This is a genomic window from Proteus sp. ZN5 (assembly GCF_011046025.1).
Lineage (GTDB): Bacteria > Pseudomonadota > Gammaproteobacteria > Enterobacterales > Enterobacteriaceae > Proteus.
Genome location: NZ_CP047639.1, coordinates 3,198,583 through 3,208,041 on the forward strand (window position 1 = coordinate 3,198,583; position 9,459 = coordinate 3,208,041).

A 9,459-nucleotide genomic window follows, 5' to 3' on the forward strand; every position below is an offset into this window, starting at 1 on the left:
ACTTATTTACTAAAATTATTTTAAGTAATACTTTCTTAAGATATGTTCCATAAAAATTTTAATTATAAATTTACTTGCTTATTTTATCCACATAACACTTGAAGATAAATGGCTTAGAAATATTTTTTTATTTTTTGATGCGAAAAAAAATATTTATTTTCAAGTGATGTTCACAGTGTACTTATGTATTTTATGTCTAAACATTTTAATAATTTCAAATTTCTTAATACTAAATACACTCATCAACTAACGATGCCATGTAATTAATACAATTAAAAATGGTAATTTTCATACTCCCATGCAAAATAACAAGAAAGTTTCCCTGCTATTTCTAACCATGAGTTACCATCACACTTGGCAATATAACTATTAATAACTTTTTTTATTTCATTAATATTATATTCTCGTGTAATAAGCGTATGCCTAAATATCCGAGGTTCCCATACATTCTCCGAGATCCATTTAGGAGAACAAACAAACAGATCAAAATTGTCAGCACTATTACTATCTTCTGTACCTATACGCAGTAATAAACTCAAAGAAAAACACTCATTATCAGGATAATAATTATCTAAATCATAAAAATCGCTAGATAACTCTTTTAATATTGCTTTCAAACCAATTCCTCATTGAATTATATCTAAGTATTTATTATCGACACGGATTATATTCTAGAGAAAATATCTTCATTTATATTTTATGAAAATCAAGATATTAATTTTTACAATATATCCTTGGGAAATACTCATCAATTTTGTCGTTATCTAATATTCTGTCGAGAGTAAAATCTACTGTATCAGAAACAGCTATTCCATAACGTAATTCTTCAGGAAAGTCATAGATTGAAGCATATATCGTTGGTACTAAGTACCTAAAATAATCACCCATTTTAGTTTTTCCAGTAAAACCAACAGGATAATCTTCCCCTTCCACATTCCCTTCTATACCGCGATATATAAAAAAGCCTTTATTAACAGATAGATTGGTCTCACTATAATGACCAGATTTTACCAAATCAGCTTGAAGATTATAGATAATATTATTTCTATCTAAATCAGATCGTTGCCGCCAAGCTGAGTATAAATCAAGTTCAAAATAGCCATTCTTATTTCTCGGATAGTGGTTAAATACTTGAGACTCTTCCCACATATATTCACAGAGATGGTCAAGCAATAGCTCTACATTTTTAATACGTAACAAATTTATTGGTAGATCACCAAAACAGTTATTTACCATAACCGCAATTTTTCCATTTTTATCCATTGCAAACCAAGTATAAATAGTACCAAAATTAGGTTCCCAATTTTCATTTAAAACACTCACTATTCCTTTTCTTTAGCCAAGTAACACTGCAGTTGTCGCAAATGGGGTCTTTCTGAGCATTAAGCTCCGCAATCTTGAGCGGCATTCCAAGAATCGACTGGGATTTATCACAAAATTTAGATTGGATTTTCACCATTTAAAAGCACAATAATATTTTCCTTTCCTAACTCATTTCTGAGCATATTTGCTACTTCAGAAGTGTTCAATTCAGGGAAGAATTTATCATTCACTGATATCATAAAATATGACTTCGGTTCTTCAAGCCCAAATTCTTCCGCTATTAGTAGATCTGTTTCCTTTTTATATTTTTCGACCCGATCCTCAATAAAATTCAATTGTTCATGTACTAACACTTCATTAGTAGCATACATAAGATATGACTGCTCGAATTACATATGACAGACAAATACTTTGCCAATTGAATAAGGATAAAGGAATTAATAACATAGAAATAGAGTTTTGTTCTGATGCGAAATACTTTCAGAAAAAATCCAATGAAATTTAAGTTAAATGACTTTTTAGAAATTCTAAATGAAGCTGTAAGTGACTTAAAAAATTCATGATTCAAGTGTGCTCCCAGCTTTAAACTGGGAGCAGTTCATAAGATAGGTTTTTTATTTAAATCAAAATAAGTTCGCCGTGTCGATCAAAAGGTGGAGCAACCGGATAATGACGAGTATAAACATTGATAACATGCTGTAAATAACTATTCAGATCCCAATTCGTGTTCTCTACACATTCATCATTTTCATTATAATTAAATATAAGGTCTGGATTATCTGAATCTGTTAGTAGAAAGAGATATTGTGTATAACTTTCTACTGAAATAAAAAATGGTTTTTGTTTTAACAAATCATGGCATTGGATCGATGTCAGCTCTTCTCTTGCACCAATTTGAAATAAAATATCACCTCTTATGGTTTCCTGACCTTGATAAAATACTAGTGGATCATCACCAAAAAGACCACCACTGCAGCGCCCCATACACCTTAAAAACTCATAGAATTGCCCTGTAATTCGAATATCATAAAGGCGTTCCATGCTGGAGATTTCTTCATCAGAATATCCTCTTATATAACTAATATCGATAGATAATTCCGGATAAACTGAGTGTAAATATTCGATGAATTTTATATTCATAGTATTATTAATTTACGTTAAAATATCTAAAATAGTTCAAAGTTTAAAATTTCATTCTAAAAAAATTATTTTAGTTTATTTTCTTTTATATATAGTACCCCAAAACCTATTCCCATAATTATTCCCACCCCTATACTAATTCTTAATGAGTGTTTAATTTCATTAAGCCCAATAGACATTGGAATATTAGAGTAAAAATAGAAAAATACGTCAATAGAAAGAAACATTAGGATACACAAAATAAACAATGCAATTATAAATATGATTGTCAATATAATCGAAAATAAAATACCCTTCATTAATATTCCCCACTTTCATTTATTTTTTCTTGAATGAATAAACCAACAAGCTAAAATATAATATTTCCCTCAGCATTTCCCATTCCAGAAGAAATTCTAATTTCGGATACTTCCTGCATAATATAAGATTTTCCCTTAACCTCTGACTCTGAATATTTTCTCAACACTTCATTAAATCCGGGATTATTGCCTTTTGTTATTATTTTACCAACCCAATTAGTTACAGGTTTTGCTATAAAATTACCTAATCCATACTCCATTAATGCTCCACTTCCTGTCGTGATTGCCCCTATTGCTGGAAGAGGTGATTTTGAATATCACGCTCAGTAACGTTATCGTTGGTTTCTAAAAGGATTGATGAGTACCACGGGCTAACAAGCCAAGGTTATTGAGACGGAGTGATAACCAAAAGAAAGATCCCACCATTTTGAGATGGGATCTTAACATCATCTACGTAACTTATATTCTATAAACCACATCCCTATTCCAACGACTAGCCCAGCCCATAGACTTGCTTTAATAATCTTTTTTAAAAACTCGATTGAAAAAATAAAATCTCCACCAATCAATAACCAAATAATACACTCACCTATGCTGTATATAACCAGCCCCATAATAAACAGGACTACCACACACAAAATAGTCATAACAAGAAAGTATTCAAATTGATTAGTTTTTTGATTCACTATTTTTTTCCTCAACTTCCTTAATTTTCTCTTGCATCAGAAAGTTTGTAGTCTCTGTTGTAAAGGCAGAGCCTATATTTCCCAAAATACCAGGCAAAGGATGGGGTTTCATATCTTTCGAAAGTCCATATAATCCTTTTATAGCTCCACCTTGCAATTTAGGGTTATATTTGGGATCCCAACCTCCTGTTTTCCACAATTTATATTGATTCCATCCATAACTTATAGGCTTACCCGCGAAACCATATCCCACGCTAGAACCAATACCTGCAGTAGTGGCATTTGTAAGTATTGTAAAAGGATCATCCCCCTTAAACATACTTGCGGCTCCCCCCATGCCTGCATTCCAGGCAACTGTTCCCCCAAGCTTCGTATACGCCGTCATAGCGCCTGTTCCAAAAGCAAACACTACATCCACGGAATTGATTTCTCCTGTAAATCCATATTGAATCCCAGCATTTGCTGTGGCTCCTATTGTTCCTGTTGTGAGCATCATTTTGCCTGTCCCATCTCCCAATAAATATGCCGTGGCTTTACCTGCCCCTCCCAATAGCGGTGCCATAACTCGGATTGTCAAACCACCCTGCAATACCTGAAGAGGAGCATCACCAATAGCCGCATTATCTCTGTGGTAGCCATACGTATTGGCTAGGTTATCGGCTTTTCTGAACAGTTTTTCTTCTTCGGTTTGTGTACGTGTCCAGTTCAGAGCACCCAGCCATCCGTTTTGCTCATATGCCCGTTGCCTTTCCTTGTCTGCCCAAGCATTTTTCGCTTCTGTACGCCCTGCATATGGGAAGCCTTTGTTCGAGAGCAGCGATGAATCCCCTTCTTTTAACAACATAATGACCAGCTGTTCGACAGTTTTGGTATCGTGCAAGTGAGTTTTTTCATAAGCATATTGCTGCAATTCCTGCAGAAATCTCTGTTGCTGCTCCGGTGTCAAAGACGCCGGATCTTTCCGGTACTGATTTAACAGTTCATCATTGATTTGGTCACGGGCTTCCAACGCCAGTAACTCACGAACATCCCTCTCCGTATATTTGTTTTCCCGTAATGCCTCACGGTTTTTATCTAATGCCTCGCGTGAAATATCTCCCAAAAAGTTATTCTCAACCACCACTTTCCCAGCTTGGGCGGCATTGGCAACTCCGGTGCTATTATCGCTGATTAAACCGCCAACAATCCCAGAAGTTAACGTTGCCCATGCACTTATATTCTGCTTTTCAGTCTCGGTGAGTTCTTCGGGGGTTTTACCATAAAGTGAGTGCGATAAAATACCCACTGTTTCCCCTGTCATTGCGCCAGAAGCTTGCACTACTGCATTCTCACCTTTTGCCAACGCAAGGCCTGCATTCAGTAAGCCGTGCGCTATCGTGCGCTGAATATCACTTTCAACACTATTACCTTGAATTTGGTTTTTCACTTCGTTGGCAAGATAAGGGGCTGAACCATTAGCAATCGCGGTAACAATATTGTTGCCCATTACACCTTGCGTAAATGCGGTAATAGCTTGAATTGCACGGGTATATTTACCCCCGTGCCAAAATCGGATTGGTTAGTATAATCCTGTAAGGCTTGCTGGAAGAGGTGATTCTGAATATCACGCTCAGTAACGTTATCGTTGATTTCTGAAAGGGCTTGATAAAGATTGATCGTAATTTGGATTAGAAAAATATGCTAATAAAATAATGCCAAAGGATTAGTACTAAATCACAAGCTCAAAACTGACTATTGAGAGGAGAGATGGCTGAATGAGTTTGATATTCCCTCCTCATCCACCAAATCAAATTGTTAATAATTCAGTTGGCTGAGGAGTGAAATAATCATACAAAACTTAGTGTAGCGCTCATTTTTTCTTTGTAAAAATATTAGTGTCTTTTATGTTCAAGATAACTGACTAAACAAGCAACTATGCTAAGGAAAAAACCAAATCCCATTCCCAAACATATATAATCTATAAGATTCTCTTTAGTAATAGAAAAAAGACTACCTTCTATTAAGAAATAGAATATTAATTCTATTAGAGCTTTTATTATTAATAGAGTAAGGAAAACCATAAAAGAGAATGCAACCCAAAGTAGAAGAAAGTATTTAAGCAATCTCATTTTTATTCCTCGTCATTCAATTTTTTTATTTTATCTGTAACTATTTTATTCGCACCTTCGGAACCAATAGCTCCAATTGTACTTCCAACAATACTTGGTACTACTGATACACTCGGCGGAGCTGTAATTGATGGCATTACAACTAATGGGCGATCTTTAAGCCCGCTAGACCAAGGATTAAATTTATTATCAAAATGATGAGTTAACCATTTTGTGCCTCCATAGCCGACTGTTGAACCAACTAATGCGCCTCCCATTGAGACCCAAGGTGATTCTCCATCAATTAAACTTGAAACACCCGCACCAGTTGTATTGGTTGTGAGCGTTCCCCAATACCCCATTCCTGATGTTATTCCTCCTGTTAACAAAGAAGAACCAAAGCTTGCATAACTAAAGCTCGCTTTTGGGTCTGTGTTAATATTATGCACCTGCATGGCTAAATTTGCTGTGCCCGTAGTTGTTACACCTACCACACGGCTAGCAACAGTAGTGCTACCTAACCAACTCGCTACATAAGGGCTAATAGCCTTACTCATTATAGGTAAACCTAATGCTGTCGTTGCAACAACGGCTCGTGGAGTATTATTACCACGCTGTAATTCACTATAATTTTCAATGATAGGATCCAGTTTTTTGATACTATATTCAGCAATTGATTTGCAATGAGCATTACAATCTGCTGATTGAATAAGTAAAATTAATTCATCTTGTTGTTGAACCAAATGTTCTTTAGTGATCCTAGTTTCTATCGCTTTTTGCTGTTGTTCTGCATCGACATTATTTCCTAATTCAACTAAATGTTTTTTTTCCTCATCTGTAGAAGCAAGATAATACTTTTCAAGCCATGAAGTTATTTGTTTGGCTGTTAAATAATTATTCTCAACCACCACTTTCCCGGCTTGGGCGGCATTGGCAACACCTGCACTATTATCGCTGATTAAACCGCCGACAATCCCTGAAGTTAACGTTGCCCATGCACTTATATTCTGCTTTTCAGTCTCGGTGAGTTCTTCGGGGGTTTTGCCATAAAGTGAGTGCGATAAAATACCCACTATTTCCCCTGTCATTGCGCCAGAAGCTTGCACTACTGCATCCTCACCTTTTGCCAATGCAAGGCCTGCATTCAGTAAGCCGTGCGCTATCGTGCGCTGAATATCACTTTCAACACTATTACCTTGAATTTGGTTTTTCACTTCGTTGGCAAGATAAGGGGCTGAACCATTAGCAATCGCGGTAACAATACTATTGCCCATTACACCTTGCGTAAATGCGGTGATGGCTTGGATTGCACGGGTATATTTACCGCCCGTACCAAAGTCGGATTGGTTGGTATAATTCTGTAATAATTTCCTTTATAGACTCAGTTCAAAAATATTTGAAAACTTTTCTTCCCATCATCCCACTTTACCTACTTTTAAATGGAAATTAATACATTAAAAGTAGGCCAAATATACGATGTAAATTGCAATCACTGAATATCTTATTTTAATCTTCGTACTTAAAATCTATATTAATTTTCATTGTTTCTAGATCTAAAGTAATTTCACACCCATACCAAAATGATTTTTTTTCCGATTTTATGTTATCAATATAAAAACTTCTCAAATCTTCTAATATATCAGTTAAATCATTTATAGCTTTACCATCAGGATCATACCAGTTTAATTCATTATTTTTATCTACATAGTCAAATTCATAAGTACAACCATTTCTTTCACAAAAAAGTTGAGCTCTAACGATAATTTTTTTAGCATCAGAGGGGCTCGAATCAATAAGCAATTGTCCAATTTTTTGGTATATAATTTGATCGTTCATATTTAATTTCCACTTTGAGCATTAGTAAAAGTTTTAATCACGGGTTTTTCTCCATCTAACGTGCTGTGAGCATTATCAGTGTCTTGGCTTAATTGCTCGATATCTTGCTGTTGATTATCGCTATCACTCACTCTCCATGTACCTTGTATACCACAGATTGGATGGTGTTTTCGCGCTACAGCTATGGTTTTATACTCTCTATAGCGAATTTTTGATATTTATAAACTATCGAAAGCTAACGAATATTAAATAGCATAACAATCCAAACGACTGTTCCAACACTGCTACCAATGAAGCCACCTAGTTTGATAGAATTCATCCAATCTAATTGATTTATGCTTTGATCTGTTAAAACTATTCTCCTGATAAAGATAAAAAAGAAAAAATAATGAATATATTGAGAGTTTCATTAATAATTACTCCAACTGATATACCTGCACTATATTTTTTAAATATACACTTATGCAACTGTAAAGATTATTTAAATTATCTTTTTTTCATTTCCGACAATTGAATAATAAAAACACTAATACCAAGAATAATTCCACCTCCTATGCTCATCCTTAATAATCGCTCTACTTTATAATCTTCAAATGATATTGACATTGGAATATCCAAATAAAAATAAGAAAAAACAAATAGAAAAAAATCAAAAGTGATCCCTATCAGAAATAAACCTCCCCCTCCTACAATGGAATATAAAATAATCATAAAGATAAAAAGTAACACTTTTTTCATTTTTCTTCTCTTTTATCTATTAATTCTTGTAATTTAGATGCACCATATTCAGCCGAAAAACTACCACTCATATTACTGACTCCAGAAGAAATTTTACTTTCGGATACTTCCTGCATAATATAAGACCTTCCCTTAACCTCTGACTCTGAATATTTTCTCAACACTTCATTAAATCCGGGATTATTGCCTTTTGTTATTATTTTACCAACCCAATTAGTTACAGGTTTTACTATAAAATTACCTAATCCATACCCCATTAATGCTCCACTTCCTGTCGTGATTGCCCCCATTGTTGCACTTTCATCATTTATCGTATTCGTCAATGCTCCTCCTGCTGCATTAAAGAAAACTGTACTTTTCCATCCTTCTCCTATTGTCATTACATTTACCCAACCTGCAATTATTGCATTCACTGGGTTAACTTTTTTTGAATCGATATATTGTACTCCTGAATTGGCACCTGCACCGATAAACCACATAACTCGCGCACTTGTTGAAAGCAAAGAAACACTTCCCGTACTACCTGTTGCTAAAGCATAAATATAAGCTTGTTGTAGCGCTTTGCCTCTCTGACATGATTCAGAATTAGAATTTTCCACACATGACATTCTATCTTTACCATATTCCTGTGCCAGTTGAGTATGCATTAGCTCATTTCCACCAAGTAAGTTATTCTCAACCACCACTTTCCCGGCTTGAGCGGCATTAGCAACGCCTGTGCTATTATCGCTGATTAAACCGCCGACAATCCCTGAAGTTAACGTTGCCCATGCACTTATATTCTGCTTTTCAGTCTCAGTGAGTTCTTCGGGGGTTTTACCATAAAGTGAGTGAGATAAAATACCCACTGTTTCCCCTGTCATTGCGCCAGAGGCTTGCACTAAGGCATTCTCGCCTTTTGCCAACGCAAGACCGGCATTCAGTAATCCGTGCGCTATCGTGCGCTGAATATCACTTTCAACACTGTTACCTTGGATTTGGTTTTTCACTTCATTAGCAAGATAAGGCGCGGAACCATTAGCAATCGCGGTAACAATATTGTTGCCCATGACACCTTGCGTAAATGCGGTGATGGCTTGGATTGCGCGGGTGTATTAACCTATTTGATATTTCCTACAGATTTCAATCGCTGTCATTTCACCGCTACGCAATTTATCATTTTCTTCTTTTGTAACTTCTGCATGACATTCATCACCAACTAAGGCGCCTGATAAGCAAGAAAAAATATACTGACCATTTTCTTCTTTAAGTCTCCACCAACTCGGATCTGTAGAAAACTCCCCCTGAGTTAATTTAGGTTCTGTATATTCAGGTGCGGGGATAGTTTTAAAATATTTACTAAAAGTCATA

The 9,459-nt window shown here is 35.4% G+C and carries 13 protein-coding genes; all 13 read right to left on the reverse strand.

Annotation, left to right across the window (positions count from 1 at the left end; all coding sequences use genetic code 11):
- Positions 1–272: 272 nt before the first annotated feature.
- The 13 genes from GTK47_RS14865 to GTK47_RS14920 all read right to left on the reverse strand — a co-directional run bounded on the left by GTK47_RS14865 (position 273) and on the right by GTK47_RS14920 (position 9,458).
- A complete protein-coding gene (locus GTK47_RS14865; protein ID WP_165124548.1) occupies positions 273–617 on the reverse strand; it encodes an immunity 8 family protein in 345 nt (114 codons plus the stop codon).
- 97 nt (positions 618–714) lie between these two features.
- Positions 715–1,323, reverse strand: a complete 609-nt coding sequence (locus tag GTK47_RS14870; protein WP_165124551.1) for a hypothetical protein — start codon at positions 1,321–1,323, stop codon at positions 715–717.
- 116 nt (positions 1,324–1,439) lie between these two features.
- Entirely contained in the window at positions 1,440–1,694 is a 255-nt protein-coding gene (locus GTK47_RS14875; RefSeq protein ID WP_165124554.1) for a hypothetical protein, read from the reverse strand.
- Positions 1,695–1,941: 247 nt separating this feature from the next.
- Positions 1,942–2,364 carry a hypothetical protein gene (locus GTK47_RS14880; RefSeq protein WP_241256036.1) on the reverse strand — a complete coding sequence of 141 codons (423 nt, stop codon included), beginning with the start codon at positions 2,362–2,364 and terminating at the stop codon, positions 1,942–1,944.
- A gap of 448 nt (positions 2,365–2,812) precedes the next feature.
- On the reverse strand, positions 2,813–3,022 hold the full coding sequence (locus tag GTK47_RS14885; protein ID WP_165124560.1) for a hypothetical protein: 210 nt from the start codon (positions 3,020–3,022) through the stop codon (positions 2,813–2,815).
- 186 nt (positions 3,023–3,208) lie between these two features.
- Complete coding sequence (locus GTK47_RS14890; protein WP_109402977.1) at positions 3,209–3,448, reverse strand: hypothetical protein; 240 nt, start codon at positions 3,446–3,448, stop codon at positions 3,209–3,211.
- The gene (locus GTK47_RS14895) at positions 3,432–4,934 is read right to left on the reverse strand and encodes a VENN motif pre-toxin domain-containing protein (RefSeq protein ID WP_165124563.1); all 1,503 of its coding nucleotides are present in this window, start codon (positions 4,932–4,934) and stop codon (positions 3,432–3,434) included. The genes GTK47_RS14890 and GTK47_RS14895 overlap by 17 nt, the downstream gene beginning before the upstream one ends.
- A 624-nt stretch (positions 4,935–5,558) precedes the next feature.
- Complete coding sequence (locus GTK47_RS14900) at positions 5,559–6,809, reverse strand: VENN motif pre-toxin domain-containing protein (RefSeq protein WP_165124566.1); 1,251 nt, start codon at positions 6,807–6,809, stop codon at positions 5,559–5,561.
- A gap of 232 nt (positions 6,810–7,041) precedes the next feature.
- Entirely contained in the window at positions 7,042–7,371 is a 330-nt protein-coding gene (locus GTK47_RS14905) for a hypothetical protein (RefSeq protein ID WP_165124569.1), read from the reverse strand.
- A 2-nt stretch (positions 7,372–7,373) separates the two neighbouring features.
- Positions 7,374–7,502, reverse strand: a complete 129-nt coding sequence (locus GTK47_RS20640) for a hypothetical protein (RefSeq protein WP_264371826.1) — start codon at positions 7,500–7,502, stop codon at positions 7,374–7,376.
- A gap of 355 nt (positions 7,503–7,857) precedes the next feature.
- Complete coding sequence (locus GTK47_RS14910; protein WP_098943395.1) at positions 7,858–8,109, reverse strand: hypothetical protein; 252 nt, start codon at positions 8,107–8,109, stop codon at positions 7,858–7,860.
- On the reverse strand, positions 8,106–9,158 hold the full coding sequence (locus GTK47_RS14915; protein WP_165124572.1) for a VENN motif pre-toxin domain-containing protein: 1,053 nt from the start codon (positions 9,156–9,158) through the stop codon (positions 8,106–8,108). Before GTK47_RS14915 ends, GTK47_RS14910 begins: the two co-directional genes overlap by 4 nt.
- A 45-nt stretch (positions 9,159–9,203) precedes the next feature.
- Positions 9,204–9,458, reverse strand: a complete 255-nt coding sequence (locus GTK47_RS14920; protein ID WP_165124575.1) for a hypothetical protein — start codon at positions 9,456–9,458, stop codon at positions 9,204–9,206.
- Position 9,459 lies beyond the last annotated feature (1 nt).